This is a genomic window from Tigheibacillus halophilus (genome assembly GCF_042683165.1).
Lineage (GTDB): Bacteria > Bacillota > Bacilli > Bacillales > Amphibacillaceae > Tigheibacillus > Tigheibacillus halophilus.
In genome coordinates this window covers 368,276-384,689 of sequence record NZ_JBHUIZ010000012.1, presented here as the reverse complement: position 1 = coordinate 384,689, position 16,414 = coordinate 368,276, and the positions used below count along the sequence as shown (strand labels likewise).

Sequence of the window (16,414 nt, the reverse complement as noted above, 5' to 3'; positions counted from 1 at the left end):
TTCCTAACAGTCCTTCAAACTTTGTAATTATATCACAATCATTATCTCAAGTAAAGTTTTAGTCTAGTCTTGCTTACTTTATCCATTACCCTCAAATAATATGATGAAACGCGCGCCGCCAGTTTCAGCATTTTCCACCGTGATTTTACCTCCTGATTGTTCGACAATCGCCCTGACTATGGCAAGGCCAAGTCCGGTATCCCCCTGTTTACCTTTGACAAACCGATGAAAAATATTATCCATCAAATCAGGCGGTATCCCATCGCCATCGTCTTCAACAATCAATAACTTTTGTCTGCCGCGGGTCACAAAAGAAATTTCCACAACAGAAGCCGCATGGCGTATGCCATTGACCACCAAATTCAGCAATGCACGGAGCATTTTTTCACCGTCGGCATAAATCGTCATTCCTTCCGCAATGTCAACTTTCAGCTTTACGTTGTTTTCAGAAGCGAAAGGCAGCATTCTATCGGCCACTTGCTGCACTAATTCGCTTGCATCTATTTGTTCAGGGTCATATGCAGCTTGTTCACTGTCAAGCTTCGCAAGGAGGATCATTTCATTGATGATTTTTTTTAGGCGCTTCACTTCTGTAACCATCACTTCCAGCCCGGTTTCCTTTTCGGCTTCCTCGAATACATTCTCTTTTATTCCTTCTGCGTAACCTTGAATGGTCATCAGCGGTGTCTTCAATTCGTGACTGGCATTTTGAAAAAAGGATTGTTGGGAACTGATATATCTGCTCAATTCATTCGCCATATCATACACGCTTTTTGCTACTTCTCTAATCTCACCAGTGGCCTGAATCGGTTCTATTTCATCGAACTTTCTTTTTTCAATTTTTTTCAACTGGTATTTCAGTCGTGTCAGCGGTGTAACAAGTTTATTCGTCAAAAAATAGCTTAGCAGTACAGCGACCGCCGCTCCAATGATGAATACGATCAGCAATCGTTCAATGAATTTATGTTGAACAGCTTGCAAATCCTTCATCGGTGTCAATAAAATCAATTCCAGATTGGCGCCTCTTGGAAGCACCAGGATACGGGAGATGACATATTTATCCGAATGATATTCCCATAAATTACTTTCAGCATTGGAAAAATAATTATTTTTATAAAAGCCTTTGACAACTTCTTCTGGCATGGTGGAATACAGTACACTATTATTTTGACGATTGTATAAAAACAATTGTAGATCCTGTTCCTGCAAGAAGGCGCTAATTTTATCCACATCACCTAAACTCTGGTACTGCTCATTCATTACGCTGACGAGGATTTCCCCTTTTTGCTCCAATTGCTGCTGTTCATTTTGTACAAGCAAATTAAGCAGCAAAGAATAAATGACATATCCTGTGACAGCCATTATAATCAGCAGCAATGTTGTAAAAGCGGCGTTGAGCTGATAATGAAGTTTCATTTGCTATCCTCTTCATTTCTCAGCCTGTACCCATATCCCCAAACCGTTTCCAATTGTAATTCAGGAAATTTTTTACGAATACGTTTGACCAAATCATCAACTGCGCGATCACTTCCAAAATAGTCTTCACCCCACACTTTGACAAGCAGCTCTTCCCGTGAAAAAGCACGGTTGGCATTTTCAGCAAACAGCAGCAGCATGGTGAATTCCTTTGTGGTGACATCTTGTTCCTTGCCGTTCCAAAGTATCCTGCGGTCATTTTTATGAATGTGCAGCTCATCCACCTGCACAACATCTTGTTTATCTTTTGTACTAATGTTGTTCTGCGCCCGTTTGAATAACCTTTTGACTCTGGCAACTAATTCTCTCGGACTAAAGGGTTTTGTCAGATAATCATCCCCTCCCAGCTCCAGACCAAGAATTTTATCTATTTCTTCATCCTTTGCGGAAATGATGATTATCGGCACATCGCTGTAATCCCGAATCTCTTTGCAAAAATCATAGCCGTTCATCCCCGGAAGCATGATGTCCAGCACCCACATATCGGGAGGGGTGTCTTTCCATAATTTCATTCCTTCTTCAGCCGATGAAAGCAACGTGACTTCATATCCTTCTTTTTTCAAAAATGCGGAGACGATGTTGCGAATATTCGGATCATCTTCCACCACTGCAATATGTTCATTCATGGCACAACGACCTCCTCGAATGCCTCTTTTTTCTTATTTTTATCACAATCGTATACTAATGTACATGATTTACATACTTATTCCACATTCTTTCCAATTGATTACCAATCATTTTGGGTATGATATAAATATAGAATTTCAATGAAAGGATGAGCAGGATGTATGAAGACAAAGATAATATAAACGGCAATCAGCATTACCAGGGAGAAAACGATGCATCCGCTTCATATAATGATGAGGAGCACGATGCAAACATGAATCATTCCGCATCGAATCATGAAACACTCCATGAAGAATCAGAACAGGGGCTGAATAAGCCGAAGCATGAAAACAAATCGGCGAAGCAACCAAGAAAAAAAAGACATTGGGGTTCATTCTGGAGCGGGCTTGCCGGCGGATTTATCGCAGCATTTTTAGTTGTCCTGCTTGCAGTGTACAATGTCATTCCGATTGTAAACCAGGATCACAGCGACGGAAACGCTTCTTCTCCAACGAGTTCCAGCAATTCTGAACAAGCCGTCACCACAATGGCTTCTGACAACGCTGATAAAGCGGTTGATTTATCTGATGCTTCGAAAGCAGTTGTCGGCGTGCTGAACATGCAACAGGGAAATGTTTGGGAACAAAGCCAGGAAGCAGGTTCCGGGTCGGGCATCATTTACAAGAAAAACAACGGTAAAGCATATGTAGTGACCAACGCACACGTTGTAGATGGCGCCGAACAGGTTAAAGTCGCATTTCATGATGAGAACGATACAACAGATGCCAAAGTACTTGGCACAGATAAACTTTCCGACCTGGCAATCTTGGAAATTGACGGTAAAAAAGTAGATACAGTCGCTAACTTGGGAGATTCCAGCGATGCCAAGGTTGGAGAAACTGTATTTGCTATTGGAAATCCACTTGGCATGAATTTCGCAAATTCATTGACTAAGGGTATCATCAGCGGTATGCATCGTTCCGTAGAGGTAGATACAAATGATGATAACCAGCCAGACTGGGTGACAGAAGTCATTCAGACAGATGCTGCGATCAATCCAGGTAACAGCGGCGGGGCACTTGTCAACCAGAAGGGACAGGTTATCGGCATTAATTCCATGAAAATCGCCCAGGACAAAGTAGAAGGCATCGGGTTTGCTATTCCGATGGATGATGCGCTGCCAATCATGAAACAACTGGAGTCCAAGGGTGAAGTGGAACGCCCATTCATCGGAATCAGTACTGCATCTTTAAACCAAGTTCCGCCGCAGTACCAGGATCGTATACAATTACCTAAAAATATAGAAGGCGGCATGGTGATCGCCAATGTTGAGCAAGGTTCTCCCGCAGGTGAAGCAGATCTGAAACAATTCGATGTCATCACTGCAATTGATGGAAAAAAAGTTACTTCTGTGCTGGAATTACGCCAAACGCTCTATAAAGCTTCTGTCGGGGACACAGTGAAACTGGATGTATACCGAAATGGCAAAAAGCATACCGTTTCATTAAAATTGGCAAAGCAAGACCAGCAAAACATGTAATTTTAAAAACGAAGTGAATTTCCACAGCTCCCTGCATCTATGTTTCGCAAAACGATAAAATTTCTAAGCTGCAACCCCCAGGGAATCAGGGTAAAATTCTGATCCCTGGGGTTTTTTATGGAAAAAGGACAGCACTTCCATCCGTGATAAACATTCCGTTGTGCGCATAAGTATAACTATGGGATTAGCAATAGCACCTGTAACCGGCAAAGATACCACGTATATGCATCGTATCTGTCCACCTCAACCAAAGCTTTGCAAAAATGTCAAAAAATTATTTCAGAAAAAACAAGGAAATTTGCTAATTCATGTCGAATCTTATAATATGGGTAACTATAACATAAGGGGAGAGAGTACATATGATAACTTGTCCTAATTGCGGACAGCAGACAGAAACAGGAAAATTCTGTACGCATTGTGGAGCAGACTTGGGCGCAGCCAAGGACACTGCAGCCGCTGCCGATCCGACCATTCAAGGTGCGGCTCCGACTGAACAGCCTGTTCAACAACCAGCATCAAATCAAAATACGCAACAACAAAACGACACTGTCGAAAAGCTGAAAGATATCGGCGGTAACTTCAGCCACTTTTTTGTCACATTGCTGAAAAAACCTGGCAGCGCTAAAAAGGCGACGAAGAAAGATTTTATTTCAGGAATCATCACATTAGCCATTTATTCCCTCGTTATCGCCTTAAGTGTTTATCTTACCAGTAAGGGTATGGCGTCATACTTTATCGAAAGCCCGTTTGTCGATCTTTTCCTCAAACCGCTTCTTTACTTTCTTGTTCTTGTGGTCATCATGGTTGCCTTGACTTTTGGCGGGATGAAGCTCACCGGACAAACAACGGATTTCCAGGAAGTGATTGGCAAATTTGGAGCTTACACTGTACCATTTTTGGTCTTACTTGTCATCGGTGTACTTTTCAGCTTCGTTTCGGGGATTGTTGGTGGTGCACTATTGATGCTAAGCATTTTGGGAATTGTTTACTTCATTCCTACCTTCGCTTTATTTGAAAAGCCGGAAAATGGCATGGACCGCATTTATGTGCTGATAGGCGTCTATATTGTTGCAACCCTTGTCAGTGGTTTTCTCATGCAAAGCATTGCGGCATCGATGCTAAGCAATATGATGGGCGATTTAATGGGAGGATTCTGATACGTTAAAAAAGGGCCTTCACTTTGGTGAAGGTCTCTTTTTTAACCAAAAAATAAATCTAATATGTTTCCAGCCGTCGAACTTCTCTTATTATAAAACTCCGAGTAACCACAGTTTTTACAATACACAACGACAAATTGGTTGTGCTGGACATCGAACATTTTGGAAAGCCCCGTCCCTGTCATGGCAACTTCTTTTGTGTCTGCATCCTTGCTCCCACATTTGATGCAACCTTTCGTTTCCTCCATGATCCCATCTCCTCTTTGTTACAATTAAAAAAAGTATAAATGGAAAATTATCCCTTTGTCAATTTGCAATGCGCAGGCACATGTATATGCTATTACCTGCGTTCCCTAATCAATCGTATTCCTCATCCAACGTTGCCTCATACCGTTTATGATTTGGTGTCACTCCAGTAAAATTCCCATATTGATCTGCAGCTAAAAACGCTTCTACATCCATCACACTACCGACTTGTTCATCGCTGTTTGGATAAGTCTCTTCATAATTTTCCCGATCCCCATAAAAATCAGATGGCGTGTCACTTGAACCATATCGGCTGACATCCTGCCAAGCATCTTCGGCATCATATCCTACCTGCGTTTCTTCCGTTTTTTCGTCTGGATTGATATTTGGACTGAATACTTGCTCCTCTACAGGGCGGGCATGTTTGAACGCATCCACTTCTGCGTGTTCCCGGCAGCGGTCTGTGGTCGGTACAGCCTCCAACCTTTCAAATGCGATATCTCTGCCGCATTTACTGCAAACACCATATGTTTTTTGGTCAATAGCAGTCAGTGCTTCATTGATTTCTTTCAATTCTTTCTCTGCATGCTCATTCAAAGCAACGTCCTTGCCTCGTTCAAATAGTTCAGTACCATGATCTGCAGGATGATTATCATAATTGGAAAGCTCTCCAATCGATTCCTGAGCAAATTCGTATTTCAGCCCAAAATGATCTTGGACATGACTGATTAATTCATTTTGCCGCTGAATCAGATTTTTTTTCAATTGTGCTAGCTGTTGCGCCTTCAGCATCTATATCAGCTCCTTCCATTAACAAGAGAATAAAAAAATAGGTGCTAATCATACTATGCTTCAAACGGTAAACCTGATTCTTGACAATTTATGGGGAGATTGGTCCGCTATAAAAAAAAGCGCAAGCATTGGTTTTTGCTTGCACTTAAAGGAATTTCTATTTACTTTTTTTGAGCACCCCGGCGACTATGGCGGTGACAACCGCACCGACTGCAATTGCCAGCAAATACAACAGTATGCGGCTGACACCACCTTCTAATAAACCAATTACAAAAATGCCGCCATGTGGTGCTCGCAAGCCAATATCGAACAGCATCGAAAGGCCACCAGTCACCGCAGCTCCCGCAACTGTTGCAGGAATGATTCTCAATGGGTCAGCTGCTGCAAATGGTATGACACCTTCGGTAATAAAACAGGCCCCGAGAACGTATGCTGTTTTTCCCGCTTCTCTTTCCTGTTTGGTAAAACGTTTTTTAAAAAGTGTGGTTGCCAATGCAAGTCCGAGCGGCGGTACCATGCCAGCAGCCATGACAGCGGCGATGAATGTGTAATTACCCGCATCCAGCATGGCAATCCCGAATGTATAGGCTGCTTTGTTAATCGGCCCCCCCATATCAACTGCCATCATTGCGCCTATGACAATACCTACAAGCAGCTGGTTCGTATCACCCATCCCCTGCAAAAAGCTCGTCAAGCCGGTATATATTTTCGTCAAAGGCGGATTGATCATCATCATGATGATCCCAGTCAATGCTATGGAAAACAGCGGATAGAACAATACTGGCTTCAGGCCTTCTAAAGCATCTGGTAATTTTTCAAATGATTTCTTCACAAACAATGTCAGATAACCAGCAAGGAATCCCGCAATCAGACCGCCAAGGAAACCTGAACCACCATCAGCACCTTCTACACCGGTAACGGTAATGGCAATTAAACCACCGACCATACCAGGGGCAAAGCCCGGACGGTCCGCAATACTAGAGGCGATAAATCCGGCAAGCACAGGTACCATCAGGAAAAATGCTTTTCCACCGCCAATTTCATTCAGCATCGCGGCAAATGCGTTATATTGTGAACTATTCGGATCAGCTGATTTGATTCCCCAAAAAAAAGAAATCGCAATCAAAATACCGCCGCCGACAACGAATGGAAGCATATTGGAAACGCCGTTCATCAGATGCTTATAAAATCCGGAACGTTCGGATTGAGCAGTGTTTTCATTTTTTTCTCCATTTTGCTGGTAAATTGGTGCATCCTTGCTCACAGCTTTGTCCAACAGTTCGGACGCATCGCGGATCGCTTTGCCAACAGGAACCTCAATAAGTGGTTTTCCCTGAAAACGCGCCATTTCAACTTTGGTGTCCGCAGCAACAATTATCGCATCTGCCTCATCAATTTCTTTGTCACTTAATCGGTTTTTCACACCACTGGAGCCATTTGTTTCCACTTTGATGGTGATTCCTTTTTCGTTCGCCACTTCATGCAATTTCTCCGCTGCCATATATGTGTGCGCAATCCCAGTTGGACATGCTGTTACGGCAAGAATCTGATATGACGGAACATCAGTCGGGGCAACAGCGGGTTTGCCCTCACTATTCTGCTGCGGCTTTTCAGCAGCTTCCACTGCCGCTTCTTTTTCATTTACAGCATGCAGAATTTCCTCTACAGTGCCAGCTGCATATAATTTCTCACGAAAAGTGTTATCCATCAAAAAGGTCGAAAGCCGGGATAGTGCTTCCAAGTGTTCATTATTCGCACCTTCTGAAGCCGCTATCATAAAAAACAAGCAAGCTGGCCGGCCATCCAGCGAATAGAAATCTATTCCTTCTTGAGCACGTCCAAAGGCTATCGCCGGTGTTTTAACAGCCTCTGATTTCGCATGTGGGATGGCAATCCCTTCTCCGATACCTGTGGTGCTCTCTTTTTCACGTGCCCAGATACCTTGGGCATAGGCTTTTTTATCACGAAGTTTGTCTGCCTGATCCAATTTATCAATCAGTTCTTCCAATACTGCTTCCTTAGAATCAGCTTGTACATCTAAAATAATTGTATCTTGTTTAAGAAGTTCGGTGATTTTCATTACGCTTCACATCCTTCATTTTGTTTCATCACGATCACTTCTTCCGCTAATATATCTGCATGCTTTTTTTCACAAAGATCGATTGCGAAAGCAGTTGCACTGCCACTGGCAACGCCATATTGTAAGGCGCTCCGTATGTCGCTGCTTTTTACATAGGCCGCCAGGAAGCCGGCCAACAGAGAGTCTCCTGCTCCTACAGTATTCACAGCTTTTCCTTTCGGGGCCTGTGCGAAAAACACACCTTCCCTACAAATGAGTATCGCTCCATCTCCCCCCATGGAAACAACAACATGAGAAACACCTGTATCGAGGAGCTTTTTCGCATAACCAATCGCTTGCTGTTTGTCAGTAATTGACACATCAAATAACTCACCAAGCTCTTCCAGATTCGGTTTAATAAGAAAAGGCTTTTCGTTAATAAGGCGTTTTAACATCGGTCCGGAAGTATCTAGTACCAGTGGTACACTGTTTTTACGGCAAATGGCAGCAATTTTTTCATAGAAATAGCTGTCTGCTGTTTCAGGCAAACGACCAGCTAAGACGAACCAGTCACCTTTTTGCAGGCAGTCCACTTTTTCTTTTAACGCCTCCAGGTTTTTCTCCGAAAGCTCCGGACCAGGACCGTTCAACTCCGTTTCTGTGTCTGCTTTCACTTTTACGTTGATACGAGTAGTATCCGGGATTTTTATAAAGTCCGTTTGAATGCCTTCTTTCTGTAAATATCCTTGAATAAAATCCCCGGTGAAGCCTCCGATAAATCCATAAGCCGTGTTCGCAATGCCTAACCGCTTTAACACACGTGAAACATTGATTCCCTTGCCTCCCGGGTAATAATAAACTTCATTGCTGCGATTGATCGTTCCAGCAGTGAAATCGGTCAAATAAGTCGTGTAGTCAACAGATGGTGTCATGGTACAAGTAAAAATCATACTAGCAACTCCTTACTTCAGTGTGTTGTTCCAGAACCGCAAGATCTTCCTCCTTCATTTGGCTGGTAATTAGCACAGCCTCTGAAAGAGCAGCTATTTTCGAAAATGTCGCGCGTTTATATTTTTCGTGATCTGCGACAACGTATCTCCCTTTCGCCAATTGCAGTGCTTTCTTTTTTACAGCTGCTTCCTCGGGATCCGGAGTCGTATAGCCCGAGGTAGGGTCAAAACCATTTGTTCCCAGGAAGCATTTATCAAATCGGTAATTCTCCAGCGATTCAATCGTCTGCGTACCTATCAAGGCGCTTGTACGCGTTTTCATCATCCCTCCGGTCAAATATGTCTTGATTCCATGCTGATCGAGCAAATCAATATGGGTCAGCCCATTTGTTACAACGTATACATTTTTGTTTTCCAAAAATGGAATCATTTGCAATACCGTAGTACCTGCATCCAAAAAAATACATTCTCCTTCATGAATAAGTGAGGCAGCATATGCAGCAATGCGCTGTTTTTCATGAAGGTTTTTGGTTGTTTTCTCAATGATGCTTGATTCGTCATACATCGATTCAATTTTTCTCGCACCGCCATGAATCCTTTTCAGCTTCCCCTGGACCTCCAGGTCATTCAGATCGCGGCGTATTGTCGATTCAGATGCTCCAGTTTTGGAGATAATATGTTGTATACTGATTGTTTCTTTTTCTTTCAACGTATGTAAAATCAAGTTATACCGTTCTTCTGTAAGCATAGTGAACACACACCCCTGCTTTTTTATTATTTTTATTGTAAAACAATTTTTTATCAAAATCAACCAATTTCATTCATTATCATTCAAAAACATCCAATATGTTGTTTGCAGGAAAATAAACTGCAATGCATTCTGTTTGATCCATCTTGCAAGAGAGAGTTCAGACTCCTGTGAAGGTTTGCTCATCTCTCTCATCGGAAAATCAAAAAGCCGGAACAATACATGTTCCGGTTCAACTGCACCCTATTTGCATATATTCATTTTTCTCTGAGCATGTCAATATGTAAAATACCATCGTCTAAATAAGGTTCGGAAACCTGCTTGAACCCCAATGAACCGTAAAAACGATGCAAATACTCCTGAGCCTGGATCTTGATTTTTCTCTCTGCAAAATTCTCTTCCAAATAATTGATCGCAACATCCATAATTTCACGGCCATACCATGTCCACGAAACTTTTCAACGACCAGTACTCGCCCGATCGACGCTTCTGCAAAACGAATGCCACTCGGAAAAACCCTGACATTCGCGGCTATCTCTTCATTCACTTTTAAAAATATATGTATTGCTTTTTGGTCATCATCATCCAATTCGGGATAAATACATTGCTGTTCTAATATAAAAATGTCTTGTCTTGCTTTCAACAAGTCATATAGCTCTTCATTAGTGAGTTCATTGAAGTGCTTAAAATACCATTTCATCTCTAAATCCCCCAACATTTTTTTGAAATTGTACCATATTTTTTATATTCAAGGTATCATTCACGCTTTTCGCATCAAAATAATCAGTGGTATGCAGACAGAAAAGGCAAAATTTCTTAAAGAAAAACCAATATATACTTGCATTCATTCATGAAAACGTGGTAAAGTATAATAAGCAAAAGGAAATTGATTAAGCAATACTTTACGATCTCTTTTATTCAAAGTGGTGTAAAAGTATTCGGGATTCAATTACTTTGCAGATTTGAATAAGGAGGTCATTTAAATGACTGGTAAAGTAAAATGGTTCAACGCTGAAAAAGGCTTTGGTTTCATCGAGCGCGAAGATGGCGACGATGTATTCGTACATTTCTCCGCTATCCAATCTGAAGGTTTCAAAACTCTTGAAGAAGGTCAAGATGTTGAATTTGAAATCGTTGAAGGTAACCGTGGACCACAAGCAGCTAACGTTGTTAAAGCATAATTGATATGATTTTTAAAAAAGGCCTATCTCTTACGGGATAGTCCTTTTTTTGTATACAAGAGAGAATGATTCAACAAGGCTCCTTATTCTCCGGGAGCTAGCTAGGCCTGATGCTGCGATAACGGCTTTCCAGAACGAGCAATCCTAGCTTCAACCATGGTATACTTGCTTTATATGGGGCTGTTTATCCCGCAGTTCATTCGTACGTATACAACATTCAATTTAAAAATGGGGGAAATAATTTGGCGGCATTTGATGAAGCGGTTAAAACCCAATGGAATCAAAGCGCAAACTTTTGGAATGAGCGGAGCTGCAATATGTGGGATCACGGCAGCCGCAAAAAAATCATCCCTTTTATCAAACAGTACGCTGACAAATCAGAACCATTGCTGGATATCGGCTGCGGTGATGGTTATGGGACGCTTAAATTGGCGGAAGCTGGTTTTCAAGTTGCAGGTGTCGACCTTTCCAATGAAATGATTTTGTTGGCCAAGCAGCGTATTTCCCATCACAATGTACGTTTTGAAGAAGCTGACGCACGCAGCCTTCCTTTTGGCGAGGGGGCATTCGCAACGTTCAGGCAATCAATATGTTGGAATGGACGGAGAATCCATTGGAAGTTTTGCAGGAATGGATACGGATATTAAAAGCAGGTGGTTTGCTTTTTGTCGGGCTGCTCGGTCCCACAGCTGGTCCACGTTCGAACAGTTACCCACGCTTACAAGGCAAAGACGCTTTATGTCATACGATGATACCGTGGGAATTTGCTAAAATGGCAGAGGAACTCGGGATGGTGACTATCGATGAGTTCGGGGTGTATAAGAAAGAAGTGACACAACAGCACTACACTTCTTTGCCCGTGCCTTTAAAACAGGCCCTCTCGTTTATGTGGGTATTCTGTCTAAGAAAGTCAGGTGAAACAAATGTATGAAAATGAGATCGAAAAACTAGTGATCCAAAACTATCAAAATGATGAAAAAACAATGATCCTGCTGTTTGCACAATGGTGTATCAATCATGATTTAAATCCAGTAACACTTTATTCACAAGCATATCCCGGCCAAGGGAAGAACGATGCCTTATCTGAAGCAATCGAACAAACAGTTGAAAAAATAGAAGCTGATCCGATACCCGACCAGCTTCTATTGGACGTACTCCAACTGTTCGGCAACGATGACCTTGCTTTTGTCATCACCGAAGCTATAGCAGCATATGAACAGCAGCAACGATAAAGCTGTATGAGACGACAGCGGCCATCCGTATTACTTTGGCAATATTTTTTCCTTTTGCCATATTGTTTTGCCAATCCAGTTTACTGAAAATACTTGATCAAGGCCTGGGTTCCACTATCCGCTTCACCTTTTTCGGCCAATTCCTTATAAAGCTTCAAAGAAAGCGAAAGACCCGGCAGATCAAGTCCCATTTCTTCAGCAGACTCCAAAGCAATCACCATATCTTTGATGAAATGCTTGATGTAGAAACCAGGGGCGTAGTCGCCTTTGATCATCCTCGGAGCCAAGTTGGACAATGACCAGCTTCCGGCTGCTCCTGCTGTGATACTGTCCAGGACACTGTCTGGATTCAGTCCGGCCTTTTTGGCATATATGATCGCTTCACAAACCCCGACCATATTGGAAGCAATTGTAATCTGATTGCTGAGTTTCGTATGCTGCCCCGCACCTGCAGGACCTTGCAAAACGATGTTACTTCCCATTGCCTGAAAAACTGGCAGGACAGCTTGGAAGTCTACCTCTTCCCCACCAACCATAATTGTCAGCTGTCCATTTTTAGCACCAACATCTCCGCCGGATACAGGGGCATCCATTGCATGTATCCCTTTTCCCTGTGCTTCGGTGAATATCTTTTCCGCAAGAGCAGGCTTGGAGGTAGTCATATCAATGATATAAGTGCCTATTCCCGCATTTTCTATGATGCCTGCCTCCCCAAAATAGACTTCTTCGACATCTTTTGGATAGCCGACAATCGTAATGATGACATCGGACGATTGAGCTAAGGAAGCGACAGAGTCATACCAGACTGCCCCCGCCTCAATGAGCGGATCAGCTTTTGCTTTCGTTCTCGTAAAGAGATGCAGAGGGTAGCCCGCCTTTATCAAATTTAAAACCATTCCTTTTCCCATAACTCCCGCTCCAACGAATCCTATAATCGGTTTTTCAGTCAATGAATCCCACTCCCTTAACATTAAAATATTCTGTATACTGTCCTCATTATATCACGCTTTCCCTGCTGTAAGAAAATTTGATAATTGTGAGTATGGTGATAGGGGATTGCTGGAAATTAGGAGGAACTGTTTCATCGGGGTTATCTGATTGATTTGAAACATTATCTTGTGATCGAGTTGTTATCTTGTATATCCCAAGGTTTATCTTGTCAGTTTCGTTGACTATCTTGTTAAAGAGACTCCATGTTCATCCGCATTCTTTCATCGATATAAGTCTGAAACTTTTCTCCGTTTTCATCGTATGTAAAGATAGATTCCAGAGAAAGAGGTTTTTGCATGGCTTCGATAAATACGTCATATCAAAACATTTCCAAAGACGCCATTCGTGTATGGCGACTGACCAATATCATTGAAAGTGTTATTTCGATAGTTATTTTGTCGGCACTTATTGGAGCAAGTTATTATTTCAATTGGTATACATGGATTGGCGTTACATTCTGTGTCCTGCTTGCTCTAGTCGTCCTGAATTCTGTTTGGGAAATTGGATTTCAACCCATTTATCTGCAAAAAAGCTGGCGATTTTCCATTAGTGAAGAATTTGTGCGGATACACAAAGGAATCTGGGTAAAAAAAGAAACAGTTATACCGATGACCAAGGTCCAATTTGTAGAGCTGAAACAAGGCCCCCTTTTTCGCAGGCATGATTTAAATACGATATCCATACAGACCATCCGCTCTGCGCATGCCATTCCGGCCATCAAATCATGGGATGCCGGCCAATTAAGAGATGAAATCGCCGCATATGCAAAGGTTGAAGAGGAGGACTGAGCGATATGGAAGCTAAACGAATGCATCCGATGAAGATGGTTTTTTCTTACATCTTGACGCTGCGTAATTCGCTGTTCCCCCTTTTTTTTCTTTTTATCATCCATATGAATGATACATCTATTTTTTACAGAGGTGCCAGATGGCTGATGATTGCCTATCTGATTTGGCGAATATTCTCTGTCTATATTGCGTGGAGAAAAACAACTTACAGCTTGTCAGAGGATACCGTACACATACAACGGGGGCTGTTCAAAAAGGAAACGAGCAAGGTACCAATTACCAATATACAGAACATACAAAGAAAGATCCCATTTTATTACAAGCCTTTTGGTGTGGTTTTTCTCGCATTGGAAACGAATGCCAGCGGGGATCATGCTACCGTAAAACTTGAGGCGGTTGGCAAATCCGAGGCGGCGCAAATTGAAAGACGTATCAGTGAACCTGCCGCACCACAAGATCTGGCAGAAAGAACAGATACTCCTGCTAATAAGGAAAATATGTCCCGGACAGTTCACTACTGGCCGACAAAAAAGGATCTGCGAAAAGCATCGTTTTTATCTTTTAGTTTTCTCGCGCTCATCCCGGTTTTGCTGACAATTTTCAAACAGGCTGATGAGGTTTTCCATGTTGACGAAAAAGCAGAAGGCATATGGGAAAGTATATCCGCTTCCTATTGGTGGATGGCCCTTCTCATTGTTGTGCTGATCATTGCTGCAGTCGCTTTTGGAATGATCAAGACACATTTAACATATGGCAATTATGAAATTGCATCAGACGAAGCGTACATTTATATTCGCAAAGGGGTTTTGAATGAGCGTTCTTTTTCTATCCGCAAAAGCAGGGTCCAGGCTGTCCGTATCCTGCAGCCTCCTTGGAAAAGAATCTTTCAATTGTTGGAGGTTAAGTTAGTTATCGCTGGAAGCGATGAAGATGCAGATGACGACAAAGAAATCAATTCCCTTTATCCATATTTGCCAAGTGACAAAGCAATGGCAATCATCCAAGAACTGCTGCCGCAATTTACCATGCCTGAATCATCACACCGTCTGCCCCCAAAAGCGCTGAAGGTTCGTATGCTTCGTTTGCCTTGGTTCTGGCTCGTAGTTACTGCAGCTATCTTCTTGTTTTTCAAATCGTTTTGGTATATCTCGCCAATTTTGTTTATACTGCAGTATGCCTATCGGTATTTTAATTATCGAAATACCCGCTATAGTTTTGATGCATCTATGATACTTGTGGAACAGAAGGGGTTATGGCGTGAACAATTCATGACATCACGCAAAAACCTGGTTGAAATGGAAATTACTCAGTCATTATATCAAAAAATATTTGGACTCGTGACCGTCCATACTGTGAATCGAGCCGCGCCGATTCACGAAGAAACATTACATGATGTGACGCAAACTGTCGCCAAGGCGTTAATGGATTGGTACGAAAAACGCGGTGAAGATATTCGCTTGAAAGCATGAAAAAAACCTGTATACTGCTCGATAAAAAAGCAGTATGCAGGTTTTTTATTAAGAATCAGATTTGCTTCCGTTTATCATGCCATTTACTTTCTGCAGTTCAGTCTCTGGAACGACATAATAATAAATACCGTTGATTTTTTGTCCCGTACCTTGCAGCATATAGCTTTCTGAATGCTTGCGGGTATTCTTATAACCAAGCAGAAGTGTTTTCATATCTGCAAAGTCCATGTTGGTAGTCATGTTACTGCCAAGCACGTCAATCAAGCTATTGATTTTCCCCACTGAAGCAATGCTGGCCCCTTTATCAACAATGGCTTGGATAACCATACGCTGGCGCTTCGTCCGGCCAAAGTCTCCTTCAGGATCCAGGTGGCGCATTCTGACATAGCCTAGTGCCTGTTCGCCATCCAAATGAAGCTTACCTTTGGTCCAGTGGAAACCTTTTTTATAATAGCCTTCGTCATACCAATCAATCTGATTATCGACAGTGATACCGCCAATTGTATCTACCAGTTTCGATAGCCCTTGCATATTTACTTCAACGTAGTAATCCAAATCCATGTCAAACATATTTTCTACAGTGGCAACAGACATATCCGTTCCGCCAAAAGCATAAGCATGGTTGATTTTATCCATTGTCCCTTTTCCGGCGATTTCAGTCCGTGTATCACGCGGAATGCTGATTAATTTCATTTCATCCTTCTTCGGATTGAGCGACAACACCATTAGTGCGTCGGAACGTCCGCTGTCACCAGGGCGCTTATCAACTCCCAGCAAAAGTATATTGAGCGGCTTGCCGGCCTTCAGTTTTTGCTTCGCCACAGACGTATCGATGGCAGACACATCTTTATGCATTTTTCCATTGACAGTACCTTTTGCATTGCTATATATCGAAAACGCATATAGCGATCCCCCGACAACCGCCAGCAGAACAATCAACATCACAAATCTTTTCCACATACGTTTCGGTTTGCGCTGTCTGCGCCTTGCTCTCTTTTGTTCCATGATTCTACCCCAATTCTAATAGATTAGTAGTGAATTGCAGTACTTCCTGCCTATTATATCACTTTTCCAAAATAAGAAAACCCTCGAGATGAATTTTTTTATGTCGAATAAGGGGACATTCCCCTGCCTCACTAAAGCATAAAAGCAATAGTGTGGTGGGAAACTGTCCCCGCTG

Annotated in this window: 18 protein-coding genes; 8 read left to right on the top strand and 10 right to left on the bottom strand. The window is 42.4% G+C overall.

Translation table 11 applies throughout. The annotated features are described in order from the left end of the window. Window positions 1-78: 78 nt before the first annotated feature. Together ACFSMW_RS13045 and ACFSMW_RS13040 are read right to left on the bottom strand one after the other, a co-directional pair. On the bottom strand, window positions 79-1,416 hold the full coding sequence (locus ACFSMW_RS13045) for a sensor histidine kinase (RefSeq protein WP_390356272.1): 1,338 nt from the start codon (window positions 1,414-1,416) through the stop codon (window positions 79-81). Further along, on the bottom strand, window positions 1,413-2,102 hold the full coding sequence (locus ACFSMW_RS13040; protein ID WP_390356270.1) for a response regulator transcription factor: 690 nt from the start codon (window positions 2,100-2,102) through the stop codon (window positions 1,413-1,415). Before ACFSMW_RS13040 ends, ACFSMW_RS13045 begins: the two co-directional genes overlap by 4 nt. Before the next feature lie 158 nt (window positions 2,103-2,260). Here ACFSMW_RS13040 and ACFSMW_RS13035 point away from each other — a divergent pair, with 158 nt between their 5' ends. Further along, window positions 2,261-3,622 carry a S1C family serine protease gene (locus ACFSMW_RS13035; protein WP_390356268.1) on the top strand — a complete coding sequence of 454 codons (1,362 nt, stop codon included), beginning with the start codon at window positions 2,261-2,263 and terminating at the stop codon, window positions 3,620-3,622. Window positions 3,623-3,981: 359 nt separating this feature from the next. Next, window positions 3,982-4,779: a hypothetical protein gene (locus tag ACFSMW_RS13030; RefSeq protein ID WP_390356266.1), complete on the top strand. Its 798-nt coding sequence runs from the start codon at window positions 3,982-3,984 to the stop codon at window positions 4,777-4,779. A gap of 41 nt (window positions 4,780-4,820) precedes the next feature. Here ACFSMW_RS13030 and ACFSMW_RS13025 read toward each other — a convergent pair whose 3' ends face one another. The 6 genes from ACFSMW_RS13025 to ACFSMW_RS13000 form a co-directional block, all read right to left on the bottom strand. Further along, window positions 4,821-5,027: a zinc ribbon domain-containing protein gene (locus ACFSMW_RS13025; protein ID WP_390356265.1), complete on the bottom strand. Its 207-nt coding sequence runs from the start codon at window positions 5,025-5,027 to the stop codon at window positions 4,821-4,823. A 109-nt stretch (window positions 5,028-5,136) separates the two neighbouring features. Then, window positions 5,137-5,817 carry a TraR/DksA C4-type zinc finger protein gene (locus ACFSMW_RS13020; RefSeq protein WP_390356263.1) on the bottom strand — a complete coding sequence of 227 codons (681 nt, stop codon included), beginning with the start codon at window positions 5,815-5,817 and terminating at the stop codon, window positions 5,137-5,139. 157 nt (window positions 5,818-5,974) lie between these two features. Then, entirely contained in the window at window positions 5,975-7,897 is a 1,923-nt protein-coding gene (locus tag ACFSMW_RS13015) for a PTS fructose transporter subunit IIABC (RefSeq protein ID WP_390356261.1), read from the bottom strand. Next, a complete protein-coding gene (pfkB, locus tag ACFSMW_RS13010; RefSeq protein ID WP_390356259.1) occupies window positions 7,897-8,826 on the bottom strand; it encodes a 1-phosphofructokinase in 930 nt (309 codons plus the stop codon). Before pfkB ends, ACFSMW_RS13015 begins: the two co-directional genes overlap by 1 nt. 1 nt (window position 8,827) lies before the next feature. Further along, window positions 8,828-9,574 (bottom strand): DeoR/GlpR family DNA-binding transcription regulator, encoded by a 747-nt coding sequence (locus ACFSMW_RS13005; protein WP_390356258.1) that lies wholly within the window; start codon window positions 9,572-9,574, stop codon window positions 8,828-8,830. A 257-nt stretch (window positions 9,575-9,831) separates the two neighbouring features. Next, a complete protein-coding gene (locus tag ACFSMW_RS13000; protein ID WP_390356257.1) occupies window positions 9,832-9,999 on the bottom strand; it encodes a GNAT family N-acetyltransferase in 168 nt (55 codons plus the stop codon). A 558-nt stretch (window positions 10,000-10,557) separates the two neighbouring features. Here ACFSMW_RS13000 and cspD point away from each other — a divergent pair. The 4 genes from cspD to ACFSMW_RS12980 all read left to right on the top strand — a co-directional run bounded on the left by cspD (window position 10,558) and on the right by ACFSMW_RS12980 (window position 11,987). Beyond that, window positions 10,558-10,755, top strand: coding sequence for a cold-shock protein CspD (gene cspD / locus ACFSMW_RS12995; protein WP_390356256.1), 198 nt, complete (start codon window positions 10,558-10,560; stop codon window positions 10,753-10,755). Between the two features lie 242 nt (window positions 10,756-10,997). Next, window positions 10,998-11,402 (top strand): class I SAM-dependent methyltransferase, encoded by a 405-nt coding sequence (locus ACFSMW_RS12990; protein WP_390356254.1) that lies wholly within the window; start codon window positions 10,998-11,000, stop codon window positions 11,400-11,402. After that, entirely contained in the window at window positions 11,369-11,686 is a 318-nt protein-coding gene (locus ACFSMW_RS12985) for a hypothetical protein (RefSeq protein ID WP_390356252.1), read from the top strand. Before ACFSMW_RS12990 ends, ACFSMW_RS12985 begins: the two co-directional genes overlap by 34 nt. Beyond that, the gene (locus tag ACFSMW_RS12980; RefSeq protein WP_390356250.1) at window positions 11,679-11,987 is read left to right on the top strand and encodes a hypothetical protein; all 309 of its coding nucleotides are present in this window, start codon (window positions 11,679-11,681) and stop codon (window positions 11,985-11,987) included. The genes ACFSMW_RS12985 and ACFSMW_RS12980 overlap by 8 nt, the downstream gene beginning before the upstream one ends. 80 nt (window positions 11,988-12,067) lie before the next feature. Here the strand turns inward: ACFSMW_RS12980 and ACFSMW_RS12975 are convergent, their stop codons facing one another. After that, a complete protein-coding gene (locus tag ACFSMW_RS12975; RefSeq protein ID WP_390356248.1) occupies window positions 12,068-12,958 on the bottom strand; it encodes an NAD(P)-dependent oxidoreductase in 891 nt (296 codons plus the stop codon). A gap of 315 nt (window positions 12,959-13,273) precedes the next feature. On the opposite strand from ACFSMW_RS12975, the gene ACFSMW_RS12970 reads away from it, so the two are divergent. Both ACFSMW_RS12970 and ACFSMW_RS12965 read left to right on the top strand, forming a co-directional pair. Then, window positions 13,274-13,765, top strand: a complete 492-nt coding sequence (locus tag ACFSMW_RS12970; RefSeq protein ID WP_390356246.1) for a PH domain-containing protein — start codon at window positions 13,274-13,276, stop codon at window positions 13,763-13,765. A gap of 5 nt (window positions 13,766-13,770) precedes the next feature. Next, complete coding sequence (locus ACFSMW_RS12965) at window positions 13,771-15,234, top strand: PH domain-containing protein (protein WP_390356244.1); 1,464 nt, start codon at window positions 13,771-13,773, stop codon at window positions 15,232-15,234. A 48-nt stretch (window positions 15,235-15,282) separates the two neighbouring features. On the opposite strand, the gene ACFSMW_RS12960 is transcribed toward ACFSMW_RS12965, so the two are convergent. Then, on the bottom strand, window positions 15,283-16,239 hold the full coding sequence (locus tag ACFSMW_RS12960) for an LCP family glycopolymer transferase (protein ID WP_390356242.1): 957 nt from the start codon (window positions 16,237-16,239) through the stop codon (window positions 15,283-15,285). Window positions 16,240-16,414: the final 175 nt, after the last annotated feature.